Below are 15,448 nucleotides of genomic sequence, written 5' to 3'. Positions count from 1 at the left end.
CTGAAAGCGGGAGCGCCGGACGGCCTCTTCGGCTCCGTGCTTCAGCCCCGGTCGCCCTCAATCCTCACGTTCCAGGAACCTTGCGATGTCCTCCCCAGCCCTCGACCCTCAGCCCTCAGCCCTCGTCTTCGTCTTCCCCGGCCAGGGCTCCCAGTCGCTCGGCATGCTCGCCGAACTCGGCGAGCTGCACGCGGGCGTGCGTGAAACCTTCGCCGAAGCGTCCGAAGGCGCCGGCGTCGACCTGTGGGCGCTGTCGCAGGGCGGCCCGGAGGCGATGCTGAACCGGACCGAGTACACGCAGCCGGCGCTGCTGGCGGCAGGCGTGGCGGTGTGGCGCCTGTGGCGCAAGCAGGGCGGGGCGACGCCGTCGCATCTGGCCGGTCACAGCCTCGGCGAATACACCGCTCTCGTCGCGGCAGGCGCGATCTCGCTGCGCGACGCCGCGCATCTGGTGCGCATCCGCGGCCAGGCGATGCAGGACGCCGCGCCCGAGGGCGTCGGCGCGATGGCGGCGGTGCTCGGCGCGGAGGATTCCGTGGTCGAGGAGGTCTGCCGCGAGATTTCCGGCGAACACGTGGTCGCGCCGGCGAACTACAACTCGCCCGGGCAGATCGTGATCGGCGGTCACGTGCCGGCGGTCGACGCGGCGCTGGCCAGGCTCGCCGAACGCGGCGTGCGCAAGGCGGTCAAGCTCGCGGTCAGCGTGCCGTCGCATACGCCGCTGATGCGCGAAGCGGCAAACCGGCTGGCCGAAGCGATCAAGGCGTACCACTGGAGCCAGCCGTCGATCCCGGTGGTGCAGAACGTCGATGCGCGCGCGCACGCCGGTCTCGCCGAGATCCGCGAGGCGCTGGTGCGCCAGCTCTACCTGCCGGTGCGCTGGACCCAGTGCGTGCAGGCGCTGGCCGCGGCGGGAGCGACGCGCGTGGCCGAATGCGGGCCGGGCAAGGTCCTGACCGGTCTGGTCAAGCGCATCGACAAGTCCCTCGACGGTCGCGCACTGGGCACGCCGGGCGAGTTCGAGAGCGCGCTGGCCGACTGGCGCAGCTGACTGCCGCCGCGGATTGGCGGCGCGACTTCTCCGGTTCCTCGCGGCGGCGCATTCGTGCGCTCGGCGGATGCACGGCCGTCCGCCGAGGTGTCCGATCGGTTTCGTGCATCTTTTACCGAGTTCCGCGCCTGCGTTGCGGCCCTTCTTGTGGCGGCCTCGGCGATTGACTAAGGTTCGCGCCCGCGCCGTTTCGGGCAAGGCAGTCGTGGATGGCTGTCCGGTCTTCTGCAATCATGGACGATCGCAAAACACATACGGGCAAAGCGATGGGCAAGCTGCTGGAAGGTGAAGTCGCGCTGGTCACCGGCGCGAGTCGTGGCATCGGCGCGGCGATCGCGGACGAACTGGCCGAACGCGGCGCGAAGGTGATCGGCACGGCGACGACCGAAGCCGGCGCGCAGGCCATCGGCGAACGCCTGGCCGCGCGCGGTGGCGCGGGGCGCGTGCTGAACGTGACCGACGGCGCCGCGGTCGAGGGGCTGATCGAGGCCATCGGCAAGGAGTCGGGCGCGGTCTCGATCCTCGTCAACAACGCCGGCATCACGCGCGACCAGTTGCTGATGCGCATGAAGGACGAGGACTGGCAGGCGATCCTCGACACCAATCTCACGTCGGTCTACCGCACGAGCAAGGCGGTGCTGCGCGGCATGATGAAGGCGCGCAAGGGACGGATCATCTCGATCGCCTCGGTGATCGGCCTGGTCGGCAATCCCGGACAGGCGAACTACGCCGCGGCGAAGGCCGGCATCATCGCGTTCTCCAAGTCGCTGGCACGCGAGATCGGCTCGCGCGGCATCACGGTCAACGTCGTCGCGCCCGGCTTCATCGACACCGACATGACGCGATCCCTGCCCGAGGAACAGCGCACCGCGCTGCTCGGCCAGATCGCACTCGGCCGCCTGGGCGAGGCGCAGGACATCGCCAAGGCGGTCGCGTTCCTGGCGTCGCCGGCGGCGGCCTACATCACCGGCGAGACCCTGCACGTCAACGGCGGCATGTATATGCCCTGATGCCGCCGGACTGCCGGAGGGTGCCGGGCCGTGACCGCCGTCGCGGCCGCCCGTGCCCTCCAGTAGTTCCCGGCTCCGGCTTCCACTACAATGCCGCGGCTTCGGGCACGGCGCCCGCCGCGGACCGCGCCGCACTCCGCGTACCGCACGAATTCCCATCGGGAGGCAAGAGAGACACATGAGCACTATCGAAGAACGCGTCAAGAAAATCGTCGTCGAACAGCTCGGCGTGAAGGAAGAGGAAGTGACGCCGAACGCTTCGTTCGTCGACGACCTCGGCGCCGATTCGCTGGACACGGTCGAACTGGTGATGGCGCTGGAAGAGGAATTCGAGTGCGAAATCCCCGACGAAGAGGCCGAGAAGATCACCACCGTGCAGCAGGCCATCGACTACGTGAAGGCGCACGTCAAAGCCTGATCCGCCCTTCAAGCTTGATGCGATGCTGCGCCCGCGAGGCGCAGCTTTGCTTTTGACCGGTGCGATCGTCCTTGATCGCTGCGTCGGGAAGTCAGAACTGGTTTGCCGGTTCTTTCGATCCTGAGAGTCCAGAAGCGGCCATCCATGGCCGCACCTTTCAGTAAAGCACCGCGATCCCGCGGGTCGCCCGAATCGAAGAGTTTTCACTCATGACCAAGCGTCGCGTCGTCGTCACCGGTCTCGGCATCGTCAGCCCCGTCGGCAACGACGTCGCCACCGCGTGGGCGAACATCACCGCCGGCAAGAGCGGCATCGGTCCTGTCACGCATTTCGACGCCTCGTCGTTCCCGACGCGCATCGCCGGTGAAGTCCGCGACTTCGACCCGGCGCAGTACGTCGCGGCGAAGGACGTCAAGAAGATGGACCCGTTCATCCACTACGGCATCGCCGCTTCGGTGCAGGCGCTGGCCGACGCGGGCCTGCATCCGCACGAGCACGACGAGGAACGCATCGGCGTGGCCGTCGGCGCCGGTATCGGCGGCATCCACACGATCGAGAAGACCGCGATCACCTACCATGAGTCCGGCCAGCGCAAGATCTCGCCGTTCTTCGTGCCGAGCTCGATCGTCAACATGGCCTCCGGCAACCTGTCGATCATGCTCGGCCTGAAGGGGCCGAACATCGCCTGCGTGACCGCCTGCACGACCGCCACGCACAACATCGGCCTGGCCATGCGCATGATCCAGTACGGCGACGCCGACGTCATGATCGCCGGCGGCGCCGAGTACGCCACGGTCGGCACCGCGATGGGCGGCTTCTGCTCGGCGCGCGCCATGTCCACGCGCAACGACGAGCCGGAGCGCGCCAGCCGTCCGTGGGACAAGGACCGCGACGGCTTCGTGCTGTCCGACGGCGCGGGCGTGCTGGTCATCGAAGACTACGAACATGCGGTCAAGCGTGGCGCGCGCATCTACTGCGAGCTGGCTGGCTTCGGCATGAGCGGCGACGCCTACCACATGACCTCGCCGCCGGAAGACGGCGACGGCGCGCGCCGCTCGATGGCGATCGCGATCGCCGACGCCAAGCTCAACCCGGAGCAGGTCGGCTACATCAACGCGCACGCGACCTCGACCGGCGTCGGCGACATCGCCGAGGTGCAGGCGATCAAGGCCTGCTTCGGCGATGCGGCGAAGACGATCCCGGTCAGCTCGACCAAGTCGATGACCGGCCACCTGCTCGGTGCGGCCGGCGGCGTCGAGGCGATCTTCTCGATCCTCGCCCTGCGCGACGGCGTGCTGCCGCCGACGATCAACCTCGACGAGCCGGGCGAGGGCTGCGATCTGGACTTCGTTCCGCACACCGCGCGCGAGGCCAAGCTCGACATCGCCCTGTCCAATTCGTTCGGCTTCGGCGGCACCAACGGCACGCTGGTCTTCCGCCGCATCTGAGCCCGCGGGCGCGGCGCCGGTTGCGCTCCGCGCCCGACACCGGTGACCGGCGCCCGCAAGGTTTTCCCATGAGCCATCTCGTGCGCGAAATCGCCGGAGGCCGCGACCTGCTGGCGCTGGCCGCCGCGCGTCCGCAGCGCTACCCGGGTCTGCTCGAAAGCGCCGCCCGCGGCAATGCGCGTGCGCGCCACGACATCCTGTTCGCCTTTCCGCAGGCCAGCCTGCGCCTCGATGCGCTGCACGCGATGCGCGGCGGCGGAAGCTTCCTCGACGCGCTGGATGCGGCCTGGCGCGCGGAACGGTCCGGACACGGCGGCGATCGCGACCTGCCGTTCCGCGGCGGCTGGCTGCTCTACTGTGGCTACGAGCTGGCGGCGCAGATCGAACCCAGCCTGCGCCTGCCGCCGGCGCGCGACGCGGCGCTGCCGGTCGCGCTGGCACTGCGCTGTCCGGCGGCGATCCTGGTCGACCACGAGCGCGATCGCACCCTGCTCGTCGCCGAGGCGGGGCATGCGCACCTGCTCGACGCGATGCGCGAGGACCTCGATGCTGCGGAGCCTTTCGCGCCGGCGGCGTGCCGCGTCGACGCCCTCGAAGAAGACGCCCCGCAGGATTTCCTCGACGGCGTGGAGCGCGTGCACGGACACCTGCGCGCCGGCGACGTATTCCAGGTCAATCTTTCGCGCGAGTGGCGCGCGCGCTGCGCCTCGCCGCCGTCGCCGGCCGCGCTGTACGGCGCCCTGCGCCGCGCCAATCCGGCGCCGTTCGCCGGCCTGCTGCAGCACGAGGACTGGGCGATCGCCAGCTCCTCCCCCGAGCGCCTGATCGAGATCCACGGCGAGCACGTGCAGACGCGCCCGATCGCCGGCACGCGGCCGCGCTTCGCCGGTGACGACGACGATGCCCGCGTGCGCGAGCTGGTCGGTCATCCGAAGGAGCGCGCCGAGCACGTCATGCTGATCGATCTGGAACGCAACGACCTCGGCCGCATCTGCGTGCCCGGCAGCGTCCTCGCCGACGAGATCATGCAGATCGAGAGCTACGCGCACGTGCACCACATCGTCTCCAACGTGCGCGGCCGGTTGCGCCCCGGCGTCACGCCGGGGCAGGCGATCCGCGCGGTATTTCCGGGCGGCACGATCACCGGCTGTCCGAAGGTGCGCTGCATGCAGATCATCGCCGACCTCGAAGGCGTCGGCCGCGGCGCCTACACCGGTTCGTTCGGCTATCTGAACCGCGACGGCGACCTCGATCTGAACATCCTGATCCGCACCCTGACCCTGCACGGCGACACCATCCGTTTCCGCGCCGGCGCCGGCATCGTCGCCGACTCGGTCGCCGAGCGCGAACTCGACGAGACGCGGGCCAAGGCGCGCGGCCTGCTGCGCGCGCTCGGTAGGGACGCCTGATGCGCCGCGATGGGGAACGCGACGAAATCCGGTTAAGCTCGGCAGTCATGTCGCCGTCGAAATTCCGCCTCTCCCCACGCGCCGAACGCGGCGGCGCGCTGCTGCGCATCCTGTTCCTTCTCGTCGTGCTCGCCATCGCCGCAGCGGCGGCGGGCTGGTACGACTACCGCCGCTTCACGCAGACCCCGCTGCCGATCGCGCGTGCCGACGCGACGATCGACGTCGCGCGCGGCGCGAGCTATCGCGACATCGTCGCCCAGCTGCGCCGCGAAGGACTGGCCGGATCGGGCTGGCTCGACGACCTGCGCTGGCGCGCCCTCGGCCGCGAGCTCGGCGTCTCCGGGCGCCTGCACGCCGGCGAATACGCGTTGCCGCAAGGCCTGACGCCGCCCGAGCTGCTGCGCCGGATGGCTGCCGGCGACGTGGTGCAGCACCGCTTCACCATCGTCGACGGCTGGACGTTCAAGCAGCTGCGCGTGGCACTGGCCGGCGAAAGCGGCCTGGCGCAGACGCTGTCCGCGCTGTCGGACGAGGACGTGGCGAAGAAGGTCGGCATCGCCGACGGCAGGCCCGAAGGCTGGTTCCTGCCCGAGACCTACGCCTGGATCAAGGGCGAGTCGGACTTCGACGTGCTCGCCCGCGCCCACGCGGCGATGCGCAAGGCGCTGGACAAGGTCTGGGCCGCGCGCGACGTCGACGCCGTGAAACTCGACAATCCTTATGAGGCGCTGATCCTGGCCTCGATCGTCGAGAAGGAAACCGGCCGCGGCGACGAGCGCCCGCTGATCGCCGGCGTGTTCCTGCGCCGGCTCAAGTTCGGCATGCGCCTGCAGACCGACCCGACCGTGATCTACGGCATCGGCGCCGCCTACGACGGCAACATCCGCCGGCGCGACCTGGAAACCGACACGCCGTACAACACCTACACGCGCGACGGCCTGCCGCCGACGCCGATCGCGCTGCCGGGCCGGCCCGCGCTGGAGGCGGCGACCCGCCCGACCGCCGGCGACGCGCTGTACTTCGTCGCGCGCGGTGACGGCAGCCACGAGTTCTCGCCGACGCTGGACGAGCACAACCGCGCGGTGCAGAAGTACCAGCTGCGGCGCAACCCATGAGCGGAAGGCTGATCACGCTGGAAGGCGGCGAGGGCGCCGGCAAGAGCACGGTGCTGGCCGCGCTGCGGGCGCGGCTGGCCGCGCACGGCATCGAGGTGGTGGTCACGCGCGAACCCGGCGGCACGCCGTTCGGCGAGGCGGCGCGCGCGCTCGTGCTCGATCCCGCGCGTGGCGACCTGTGCGCCGAAAGCGAACTGCTGCTGATGTTCGCCGCGCGCGCGCAGCACGTGCACGAGGTGATCCGTCCGGCGCTCGCGGCCGGACGCTGGGTGCTGTCGGACCGCTACACCGATGCGAGCTACGCCTACCAGGGCGGCGGGCGCGGCCAGCCGTTCGCGCGCATCGCCGAACTGGAAACCTGGGCCGCGCCGGTGCGGGCGGATCTGACCCTGCTGCTCGACCTGCCGATCGCCGACGGCCTGGCGCGCGCCGGCGCGCGCGGGCAGGCCGACCGCATCGAGCGCGAGGCGACCGATTTCTTCGAGCGCGTGCGCGAGACCTACCGCGCGCGCGCCGCGACCGAGCCGGAGCGTTTCCGTGTGATCGATTCGAGCCACCCGGTCGAGGTCGTGCGCGAAGCCGCCTGCGCGGCGATCGACGCCTACGTCGCGCGCGTGCGGGAGGCGCGATGAAGGACCGGCCGTGGCTGGCGGACGCCTGGCGCATGCTCGCCGGCGCGCTCGCCGCGCAGCGCCTGCATCACGGCCTGCTGATCGCGGGACCATCCGGCCTGGGCAAGCGCGCGCTGGCCGACGCCTTCGCGGCGGCGGCGCTGTGCACGCAGCGCCTGCCCGACGGCAGCGCCTGCGGCGCCTGCCGCGGCTGCACGCTGCGCGCGGCCGGTTCGCATCCGGACCTCGTGCGCATCGCGCTGGAAACGCGCGACGACGGCAAGCTGCGCAGCGAGATCACGGTCGACCAGATCCGTGCGCTGTCGCAGCGGCTGGCGATGGCGAGCCAGTTCGGCGGACTGCAGCTGGCCCTGATCGACCCCGCCGATCGCCTGAACGCCGCTGCGGCGAACGCGCTGCTGAAGACGCTGGAGGAGCCGACGCCGGCGACGGTGATCGTGCTGGTCGCCGACGAACCGGCGCGCCTGCCGGCGACGATCCGCAGCCGCTGCCAGCGCGTCGAGGTGCGCTCGCCGTCGCGCGAGGAGGCGCTGGCCTGGCTGCGCGGCCAGCGCGTCGATGCGTCGAGTGCCGCCGCCGCGCTCGATGCCAGCCTCGGCAATCCGGGGCTGGCGCTGCAATGGAGCCGCGATGCGACGCTCGACCTGCGCCGCGAGTGCGCCGAGGACCTGGCCGTGCTGGCGCAGGGGCGCCGTTCGGCGAGCGAGGTCGCCGAGCGTTGGGTCGCCGATCGGCCGGAGCTGCGGCTCTGGTTCGCGGCCGCCTTCGCGCGCGAGGAAGCGGAACGTCTGGCACGTGGCGAAACCGGCGCGTTCGGCTTGACCACGCGTGACGAAATCCCCAAGCTTGCCGCGTGGTTCGGCCGCGCGAATCGCGCGCGCGGCCTGCTCGCCACGCCGCTGCGTCCGGAGCTGGTCCTGCTCGAGCTGTTGCGCGACTGGCCGCGGCGGAAGACCAATCCGGGGAGAGGATGAGACATGGCGACACCGGCATCGGGCGGCGCGCCGCGGCAGGGCATCCTGTCGCTGGCGATCAAGGACAAGGGCGCGCTGTTCAACGCCTACATGCCGTTCGTGCGCGGCGGCGGCCTGTTCGTGCCGACCACCAAGCGCTACAGCCTCGGCGACGAAGTGTTCATCCTGCTCTCGCTGATGGACGAGAAGGATCGCCTGCCGGTCGCCGGCAAGGTGGTGTGGATCACGCCCAGCGGCGCCCAGGGCAACCGTCTGGCCGGCATCGGCGTGCAGTTCAACGACTCCTCCGACGGCGACGCGGCGCGCACGAAGATCGAATCCATCCTGGCCGGCATCCTCACGCAGGAACGGCCGACACATACGATGTAGGTGCCGCGTGCGGATCCTGATTCTCGGTGCGGGTGCGATCGGCGGTTACTTCGGCGCACGGCTGATCGAGGCCGGCGCCGACGTCACCTTCCTGGTCCGGCCGGCGCGCGCCGCACTGCTCGCCGAGCACGGCCTGCGCGTGTTCGCCACGCGCGGCGATTTCGCCGGGCCGGTGCGCACGATCGTCGACGTCGATTCCAGCTACGACCTCGTTCTGCTTTCCTGCAAGGCCTACGACCTCGACTCGGCGATCGCCTCGATCCGCCCCGCGGTCGGCGCCGCCACCCGCGTGCTGCCGCTGCTGAACGGCCTGCGCCATCTGGATGCGCTCGACGCCGCATTCGGGGCCGGCAAGGTGCTCGGCGGTCTGTGCCACATTTCGGTGACGCTGGAGGCGGACGGCGCGATCCGCCAGTTCGGCACGCTCGAACGCCTGACCTTCGGCAGCCGCGACGGCGAGCCGGTTCCGGTGGCGGTCGACGCGGCGTTGCGCGCGATCGGTCCGCAGGCCGCGGGCAGTGCCGACGTGCTCGGCGCGATGTGGGACAAGTTCGTCTTCATCGCGACCCTGGCCGGCGCCACCTGCCTGATGCGCGGTTCGGTCGGCGAGATCGTCGCGACCGCGGAAGGGACCGCACTGGTACGCCGCCTGCACGCCGAGTGCGCGCAGGTCGCCGCGCGCAGCGGGCATCCGCTGGCGGCGGAAGCGGCCGAGGCGGCGCTCGCCATCCTGACAGCCGAACGCTCGCCGCTGAAATCCTCGATGCTGCGCGACCTCGAGCGCGGCGCGCGCAGCGAAGGCGAACACATCCTGGGCGACCTGCGCCGGCGCGCCGAAGGCTTCGGCCTCGACACGCCGCTGCTGGCCGCGGCGCTCACGCACGTGCGCGTGTACGAGGCCGGCCGCGCCGCGGCGCAGGCCGGCGCAGCCTAGGTCAGGTCATCTCTCAGTCGAAGCCGTCGGCGAAGATCGCATCCGGCAGCGGCTGGCTCTCGAACGCGCCGATGTCCGCCGCTTCGCCCCACACGCGCAGGTAGCCTTCGCCGCGCTGGTCGGTGGGGATGTCCGCGGGATTGGCGCCGGCGTCGATCGCCGGGCTGCCGCTCATCAGGGCGTGCGTGCGCGTCGGGCCGCCGTTGTCGGCGAGCGGACCGAGCAGCGGATCGCCGCTCAGCGTGTCGGCGGGCAGGGTGACGTTCGCCGAGGCGATCAGGTTGTTCGCGCCGCTGACCTCGTGCGCGGTGACGAGATCGACCGCGCTCGCCGCGGCGAGCGGTGCATTGCCCGCGACGATGCTGCTGTCGGTGGCGAACGCGAAGGCCGCCTCGTCGGCGAGATCGGCGATCGCCGCGCCGTTGTCGGCACGATTGGCGGTGACCGTCGCATTGCTCAGCGCCAGCGCGCCGCGCGCCCGCGTGTACAGGCCGCCGCCGTTGAGATTGGTGGAATTGCCCGACACGGTCGAATTGACGATCGCCACCGGCACCGGCGCCCAGGTGCCCAGGCCGCCGCCGCCGCCGCGCGTGTAGGCGCCGATCTCGCCCTCGCACAGCGCCGAATTGCCGCTGATGGTGGAGTTGACGATCGTGGACGGCACCGGCGAGGAGCGCGGAACGATCATGACGTAGACGCCGCCGCCGCCGATCGCGCTGAGGTAGACGCCCTGTTCGCCGGGGCCGAAGCCGGGTGTGCCGCGGACCGAGTTGTCCGCGACCGTGCTGCGGTCGAGGATCACCGTCATCGGCGAGCCGACGCCGCCGCCCTTGGCGTAGGCGTCCTTGGCCGCGGACACCTGCACGTCGACGCCGGTGACCGTGCTGCCGGTCATCACCACGCCGTACATGCCGAACACGCCGCCGCCCAGCACCCCGCCGTAGGCGCTGGTGGTGGTGGCGGAAACCGTGGCGTCGCGCACCGTGGTGTCGGTCAGGTACGAGGCGCCGCCGGAGATCACGCCGCCGGTGATGGTGGCGGAGATGTCGTCGGCCGCCGCCGTGGCTTCGGTGCCGCTGACGAGGCTGTTGACCAGGGTCAGCCGGCCGTTGGCCTTGACCGCGGCGCCGTGCACGCTCTTGCCGCTGGCGCTGCAGTTCTCCAGGGTGCTGTTGTTGATCGTCACGTACTGCTCGGCCAGCACGCAGGCGCCGTCGGCGAGGCCGCCGTAGGTGCCGGGGCCGTCGTAGGTATACGAGCCGTTGCGGATCGTCAGGCCGTCGATCTTCAGTTCGCCGTAGCCGCCCATCAGGGCGATCGCGCGGCTGCTTCCGTTCGCATCGATCGCCAGCCGGTCGGCACCCGGCCCGTTCAGGGTCAGGTAGTCGACGCCGCTGGTCAGCGCTCCGCTGGTCAGGCTGATCGTGCTGCAGGCGAGGCCGGTCAGGTCGACGACGTCACCCGACACCGCCTGTTCGAAGGCGGCGCGCAGCGAGCCCGGTCCGCTGTCGTCGCAGTTGTCGACCGTGACGGTGCCCGCGGTCCGGTCCGGAGCGACTGGCAGGGGACCGTTGCGCAGCAGGAACTGCCGGCGCAGCGCATCGCGCGAGGCCTGCAGGCTTGCCTGCACGCTGCTGGCCTGCGCGAAGTTGGCGGCCAGCGGGGCCTGGGCGGCGCCGGCATCGGACAGGCCGCCGAGGGCGAGGGCGAGCGCGGCGATCAGCGGTGCCTGGCGCGGAATGGAAACGCGGCGGGAGTCGGGACGTGCATTCATGGCGGATCGGCGGGACCGGATTCTGACGAAGTGCGGAATTGGAGCAGAGCCGGGCCCGGCGGGAATGACGGAATCATGATCGAAGCTTGATTTCTCGTGATTTCCGGCGTCCGTCATGGATTGCGCCGGCGATTGGCCGCCGGCACGCACGGGCTCGCACCGCCTGCGTCGAGGCGGTGGCTGGAAAGGGGCGCAGAGGAACGGGCGGAGGCCGGGACCGGAGCCGGCCGGATCGTGCCCTGCTACGGATGCGTCGAACCCTGCGGCCCGAGCGCGTCGCGCGCGTGCTGGCGGATCGTCGCGAGCATCGCGGCGAGACCGTTCGAGCGCGTCGCCGAGAGGTGCTTGGCGAGGCCGATCGCCTCGACGAAGCGCGGCTCGGTGGCGAGGATCTCCGTCGCCGAACGGCCGGAATACACGCGCAGCAGCAGGGCGATCAGCCCGGAGACGATCGACGAATCGCTGATCGCGCGGAAATCGAGGCGGCTCGCGTCGCCGCCGGCGACCAGCCAGACCTGCGACTGGCAGCCCTGCACCTTGTTCGCCTCGGTACGGTCGGTGTCCGGCATCGGCGGCAGCTTGCGGCCGAGGTCGATCAGGTACTGGTAGCGCTCGGTCCAGTCGCCGAAGAACGCGAATTCCTCGGCGATCGCGGCCTGCGCCTGCTCGGCGCTGCCCTCGGCGGGCTCAGGCAGCGCGTTCATCGGCTTTCACGAATTTCCAGCGCGGCCCCTGCGGGGTGTCCTCGACGACGACGCCGAGCCCGAGGAGCTGGTCGCGGAGACGATCGGACTCCTGGAAGTCGCGCGCCTGCTTGGCGGTGGTGCGGGCGGCGACCAGGCGCTCGATTTCGGCCACGTCGAGCTCGACGCCGACGGCCTGCTTGAACCAGGCTTCCGGGTCCTGCTGCAGCAGTCCGAGCAGCTCGCCGCCGGCGAGCAGGGCGGCCTTGGCCGCGCTGCGTTCCTCCGGCGCCTTCGCCGCGCGCGCGGCGTCGGCGAGCCTGGCCAGCACCGCGAACGCGGCCGGTGTGTTCAGGTCGTCGAGCAGGGCGGCCTCGACGTCGTCCGCGGCGGCCGCGGGGCCGGCGGGCACGTCGGCGAGGTCGCGCAGCAGGTTGTACCAGCCGTCGAGCGTCGCGCGCGCCTGCTGCAGCGCGGTGTCCGACCAGTCCAGCGGCTGCCGGTAGTGCGCCTTCAGCAGCAGGAAGCGCAGCACCTCGGCCGGGTGCTGCTCGAGCAGCTCGTGCAGCACCAGCACGTTGCCGAGCGACTTCGACATCTTCCTGCCGTCGAAGGTCAGCATGCCGTTGTGCAGCCAGTAGCGCGCGAAGGTCTTGCCGCCGTGCGCGCAGGTGCTCTGCGCGATCTCGTTCTCGTGATGCGGGAACATCAGGTCGTTGCCGCCGGCGTGGATGTCGATCGTCTCGCCCAGGTGCTTCTCGGCCATCGCCGAGCACTCGATGTGCCAGCCCGGCCGGCCGCGGCCCCACGGGCTGTCCCAGCCGGGCAGGTCCGGCGTCGACGGCTTCCACAGCACGAAGTCGGCGGGATTCTTCTTGTACGGCGCGACCTCGACGCGGGCGCCGGCGATCATGTCGTCGGTAGAGCGGCCCGACAGCCGGCCGTAGTCGTCGAATGTGGCGACGTCGAACAGCACGTGCCCCTCGGCCGCGTAGGCGTGGCCGGAGGCGATCAGGCGCTCGCACATGGCGACGATCTCGCCGATGTGCGCGGTCGCGTGCGGCACCACGTCCGGCACGTCGGCGCCGAGCCGCGCCATGTCGTCACGATACGCGTCCGTATAGCGCCCGGTGATGCGTTCGATCGGCACGCCCGCTTCCTTCGCGGCGGCGTTGATCTTGTCGTCGACGTCGGTGATATTGCGGGCGTAGACGACTTTCGGATAGTGGCGCTTGAGCAGCCGGGCGAGCAGGCCGAACACCACGGGCGGACGCGCATTGCCGATGTGGACGTAGTTGTAGACGGTCGGACCGCAGACGTACATCGTCACGCGGTTCGGATCGGTCGGAACGAAGTCCTCGGTACGGCGCGTCAGGCTGTTGTGGAGTCGCAGTGGCATCGGATCGGCCTCGGTCGGCCTTCGATGATAGCAGGGCGCTTCTCCGCTGCCGCGGTCGCCGACGGTTTTCTGAACGTCGGGAAGGGCTTAGGCGTGGGTTCAGCGATCCGCTGCTGTAATCCGCGCCGAGATTGCACAAGCCCTGCAGATTCGGACACGAGCCGGCGACGATCGGCGGTGAATTTCCTGGTGAGAGAGTCTTTGCTGGAGACGGTAATGAAGAAGATGCTGTTCGCTGCGATCGCGTTGGCCCTGGCGGGAACCCAGGTGCAGGCGCAGGATCGTGGCTATGACCGGGGCGGTCCCGCCGACCCGGACAATGTGAAGGTCGCGTGGGCCGACGTGCTGCGCGTCGACCCGATCTACGACCGCGTGCAGGCGAGTTCGCCGCGGGAGGTCTGCGACGAGGTTCCGGTCGAGCGCCGTGCCGACAACGGCAACCGTGCGGCCGGCACCGTGCTCGGGGCGATCGTCGGCGGCGTGCTCGGCAACACCGTCGGCAAGGGCGACGGGCGCAAGGCGGCCACCGTCGCCGGCGCGGTCATCGGCGGAGCGGTCGGCAACAACGCGGGCCGCGGCGACGGCGGCTACTACACCGACGTCGAGCGCCACTGCCGAATGGTCGAGGACGTCAGCGACGAACGCCGCGTGGTCGCCTACGACGTGCAGTACCGCTATCGCGGCGACGTCTACATGTCGCGGCTGAACTACGATCCGGGCGACCGGCTGCGCGTACGCGTCAGCGTCGAACCGGCCGAGTAGGCCACCGCAGGACAAGGAAGACGACCGGGCCCGGCCCGGTCGTGTCGCATTTGCGGCCCGGTTATTGCGCCGCATCAGGTTTGCCGTTAACGTGCGCCCCATGCAGAACGTCGCCCTCCAGCCGCAGATCGTCACCAGCGCCCGCATGGCCGCCGGCATGACCTCGCGCGCGCGCCGACCGGAAAGCGTCATTCCCGCCGGGTAGGCTGTCGCACGTCTGCAATGTGATTCGACGACAAAACCCGGCCTTTGCGCCGGGTTTCGTCGTTTCTGGCTCCTCCAATTCCGCCGTATCCCGAACACGAACGATTTGCGCACGGCTCGCGCCGCGCGAAGCAGAACCGGCCTTCCGGGCCGGCCTTTCCACCGACGACAGGCTTCTCGATGACGCTTCGACACTTCTTGAGTACCCAGGACTGGTCCCGCCCCGAGCTCGACACGCTGCTCGAGCACGCCGCCGCGTTCAAGCGCGACAAGCTCGGCGACCAGCTGAAGGGCAAGTCGATCGCGCTGCTGTTCTTCAATCCCTCGATGCGCACGCGCACGAGCTTCGAGCTCGGCGCGTTCCAGCTCGGCGGCCACGCGATCGTGCTGGCGCCCGGCAAGGACGCCTGGCCGATCGAATTCGACTTCGGCACGGTCATGGACGGCGACACCGAAGAGCACATCGCCGAGGTCGCGCGCGTGCTGTCGCGCTACGTCGACCTGATCGGCGTGCGCGCGTTCCCGAAGTTCCAGGACTGGGCGGTCGACCGCGAGGACCGCGTGATCCACGCGTTCGCCAAGTACTCGACGGTGCCGGTGATCAACATGGAAACGATCACGCATCCGATGCAGGAGCTCGCGCACGTCCTGGCCCTGCAGCAGCACTTCGGCACGAGCGACCTGCGCGGCAGGAAGTACGTGCTGACCTGGACCTACCATCCGCGTCCGCTGAACACCGCGGTGGCGAACTCCGCCCTGCAGATCGCCACGCGCTACGGCATGGACGTGACCGTGCTGTGCCCGACGCCGGAATACCTGCTCGATCCGCGCTACATGGATTTCGCGCGCGACAACGTGGCGGAGAGCGGCGGCTCGCTGACGATCAGCCACGACCCGCAGGAGGCGTACCGCGGCGCGCACGTGGTGTACGCCAAGAGCTGGGGCGCGCTGCCGTACTTCGGCCGCTGGGCCGAGGAGAAACCGATCCGCGACGCGCACAAGCACTTCATCGTCGACGAGGCCAAGATGGCGCTTACCGACGGCGGCGTGTTCAGCCACTGCCTGCCGCTGCGCCGCAACGTGAAGGCGACCGACGCGGTCATGGACTCGCCGGCGTGCATCGCGATCGACGAAGCCGAGAACCGCCTGCACGTGCAGAAGGCGGTGATGGCAGCGCTCGCTTCGCGAGCCGGGGCCGAGGGCTGAGGGCCAGGGGCTGAAAAGCCCGTCCCAGCGCGCTCGGACGTTCCATCCGCAAAAAAAAAC

15 protein-coding genes are annotated in these 15,448 nt (G+C 70.5%); 12 read left to right on the top strand and 3 right to left on the bottom strand.

Translation table 11 applies throughout. The features are described 5' to 3' along the window. The first annotated feature begins 85 nt into the window (after positions 1-85). From fabD to panE, 10 genes are all read left to right on the top strand, one after another. A complete protein-coding gene (gene fabD / locus ACFO6Q_RS16310) occupies positions 86-1,051 on the top strand; it encodes an ACP S-malonyltransferase (RefSeq protein ID WP_380022158.1) in 966 nt (321 codons plus the stop codon). 266 nt (positions 1,052-1,317) lie between these two features. Then, positions 1,318-2,061 carry a 3-oxoacyl-ACP reductase FabG gene (gene fabG / locus ACFO6Q_RS16305; protein ID WP_380022157.1) on the top strand — a complete coding sequence of 248 codons (744 nt, stop codon included), beginning with the start codon at positions 1,318-1,320 and terminating at the stop codon, positions 2,059-2,061. Positions 2,062-2,239: 178 nt separating this feature from the next. Next, positions 2,240-2,479, top strand: coding sequence for an acyl carrier protein (gene acpP, locus ACFO6Q_RS16300; RefSeq protein WP_300620945.1), 240 nt, complete (start codon positions 2,240-2,242; stop codon positions 2,477-2,479). Between the two features lie 209 nt (positions 2,480-2,688). Next, positions 2,689-3,927: a beta-ketoacyl-ACP synthase II gene (fabF, locus tag ACFO6Q_RS16295; protein ID WP_380022156.1), complete on the top strand. Its 1,239-nt coding sequence runs from the start codon at positions 2,689-2,691 to the stop codon at positions 3,925-3,927. Positions 3,928-3,995: 68 nt separating this feature from the next. Next, on the top strand, positions 3,996-5,336 hold the full coding sequence (locus tag ACFO6Q_RS16290) for an aminodeoxychorismate synthase component I (RefSeq protein WP_380022155.1): 1,341 nt from the start codon (positions 3,996-3,998) through the stop codon (positions 5,334-5,336). 47 nt (positions 5,337-5,383) lie between these two features. After that, complete coding sequence (gene mltG, locus ACFO6Q_RS16285) at positions 5,384-6,451, top strand: endolytic transglycosylase MltG (protein WP_380022154.1); 1,068 nt, start codon at positions 5,384-5,386, stop codon at positions 6,449-6,451. After that, positions 6,448-7,083, top strand: coding sequence for a dTMP kinase (gene tmk, locus ACFO6Q_RS16280; protein ID WP_380022153.1), 636 nt, complete (start codon positions 6,448-6,450; stop codon positions 7,081-7,083). The genes mltG and tmk overlap by 4 nt, the downstream gene beginning before the upstream one ends. Next, positions 7,080-8,057, top strand: coding sequence for a DNA polymerase III subunit delta' (gene holB / locus ACFO6Q_RS16275; protein ID WP_380022152.1), 978 nt, complete (start codon positions 7,080-7,082; stop codon positions 8,055-8,057). The genes tmk and holB overlap by 4 nt, the downstream gene beginning before the upstream one ends. A 3-nt stretch (positions 8,058-8,060) precedes the next feature. After that, positions 8,061-8,426 carry a PilZ domain-containing protein gene (locus ACFO6Q_RS16270; protein ID WP_380022151.1) on the top strand — a complete coding sequence of 122 codons (366 nt, stop codon included), beginning with the start codon at positions 8,061-8,063 and terminating at the stop codon, positions 8,424-8,426. Between the two features lie 7 nt (positions 8,427-8,433). After that, entirely contained in the window at positions 8,434-9,360 is a 927-nt protein-coding gene (gene panE, locus ACFO6Q_RS16265; RefSeq protein WP_380022150.1) for a 2-dehydropantoate 2-reductase, read from the top strand. A 13-nt stretch (positions 9,361-9,373) separates the two neighbouring features. On the opposite strand, the gene ACFO6Q_RS16260 is transcribed toward panE, so the two are convergent. The 3 genes from ACFO6Q_RS16260 to cysS form a co-directional block, all read right to left on the bottom strand. Beyond that, positions 9,374-11,134, bottom strand: a complete 1,761-nt coding sequence (locus tag ACFO6Q_RS16260; RefSeq protein WP_380022149.1) for a choice-of-anchor Q domain-containing protein — start codon at positions 11,132-11,134, stop codon at positions 9,374-9,376. A gap of 242 nt (positions 11,135-11,376) precedes the next feature. Further along, on the bottom strand, positions 11,377-11,838 hold the full coding sequence (locus ACFO6Q_RS16255; RefSeq protein ID WP_380022148.1) for a SufE family protein: 462 nt from the start codon (positions 11,836-11,838) through the stop codon (positions 11,377-11,379). Further along, positions 11,822-13,216: a cysteine--tRNA ligase gene (cysS, locus tag ACFO6Q_RS16250; protein WP_380022147.1), complete on the bottom strand. Its 1,395-nt coding sequence runs from the start codon at positions 13,214-13,216 to the stop codon at positions 11,822-11,824. Before cysS ends, ACFO6Q_RS16255 begins: the two co-directional genes overlap by 17 nt. Positions 13,217-13,432: 216 nt before the next feature. Between cysS and ACFO6Q_RS16245 the strand changes: the two genes are divergently transcribed. Together ACFO6Q_RS16245 and ACFO6Q_RS16240 are read left to right on the top strand one after the other, a co-directional pair. Continuing rightward, the gene (locus ACFO6Q_RS16245; protein WP_380022146.1) at positions 13,433-13,978 is read left to right on the top strand and encodes a glycine zipper 2TM domain-containing protein; all 546 of its coding nucleotides are present in this window, start codon (positions 13,433-13,435) and stop codon (positions 13,976-13,978) included. 384 nt (positions 13,979-14,362) lie between these two features. Beyond that, complete coding sequence (locus tag ACFO6Q_RS16240) at positions 14,363-15,388, top strand: N-acetylornithine carbamoyltransferase (protein WP_380022145.1); 1,026 nt, start codon at positions 14,363-14,365, stop codon at positions 15,386-15,388. The last annotated feature ends 60 nt before the right edge of the window (positions 15,389-15,448 follow it).

Origin of the sequence: Dokdonella ginsengisoli, from assembly GCF_042652785.1 — a bacterium.
Taxonomy (GTDB): Bacteria; Pseudomonadota; Gammaproteobacteria; order Xanthomonadales; family Rhodanobacteraceae; genus Dokdonella_A; species Dokdonella_A ginsengisoli.
Note: the sequence above shows the minus strand (reverse complement) of the source record. Positions and strands in the feature narration are given on the sequence as shown.

Bases quoted from the DNA above. Each gene is read 5' to 3' on its own strand.
- fabD (WP_380022158.1), top strand. From the start codon at position 86: ATGTCCTCCCCAGCCCTCGACCCTCAGCCCTCAGCCCTCGTCTTCGTC.
- fabG (WP_380022157.1), top strand. From the start codon at position 1,318: ATGGGCAAGCTGCTGGAAGGTGAAGTCGCGCTGGTCACCGGCGCGAGT.
- acpP (WP_300620945.1), top strand. From the start codon at position 2,240: ATGAGCACTATCGAAGAACGCGTCAAGAAAATCGTCGTCGAACAGCTC.
- fabF (WP_380022156.1), top strand. From the start codon at position 2,689: ATGACCAAGCGTCGCGTCGTCGTCACCGGTCTCGGCATCGTCAGCCCC.
- ACFO6Q_RS16290 (WP_380022155.1), top strand. From the start codon at position 3,996: ATGAGCCATCTCGTGCGCGAAATCGCCGGAGGCCGCGACCTGCTGGCG.
- mltG (WP_380022154.1), top strand. From the start codon at position 5,384: ATGTCGCCGTCGAAATTCCGCCTCTCCCCACGCGCCGAACGCGGCGGC.
- tmk (WP_380022153.1), top strand. From the start codon at position 6,448: ATGAGCGGAAGGCTGATCACGCTGGAAGGCGGCGAGGGCGCCGGCAAG.
- holB (WP_380022152.1), top strand. From the start codon at position 7,080: ATGAAGGACCGGCCGTGGCTGGCGGACGCCTGGCGCATGCTCGCCGGC.
- ACFO6Q_RS16270 (WP_380022151.1), top strand. From the start codon at position 8,061: ATGGCGACACCGGCATCGGGCGGCGCGCCGCGGCAGGGCATCCTGTCG.
- ACFO6Q_RS16260 (WP_380022149.1), bottom strand. From the start codon at position 11,134: ATGAATGCACGTCCCGACTCCCGCCGCGTTTCCATTCCGCGCCAGGCA.
- ACFO6Q_RS16255 (WP_380022148.1), bottom strand. From the start codon at position 11,838: ATGAACGCGCTGCCTGAGCCCGCCGAGGGCAGCGCCGAGCAGGCGCAG.
- cysS (WP_380022147.1), bottom strand. From the start codon at position 13,216: ATGCCACTGCGACTCCACAACAGCCTGACGCGCCGTACCGAGGACTTC.
- ACFO6Q_RS16245 (WP_380022146.1), top strand. From the start codon at position 13,433: ATGAAGAAGATGCTGTTCGCTGCGATCGCGTTGGCCCTGGCGGGAACC.
- ACFO6Q_RS16240 (WP_380022145.1), top strand. From the start codon at position 14,363: ATGACGCTTCGACACTTCTTGAGTACCCAGGACTGGTCCCGCCCCGAG.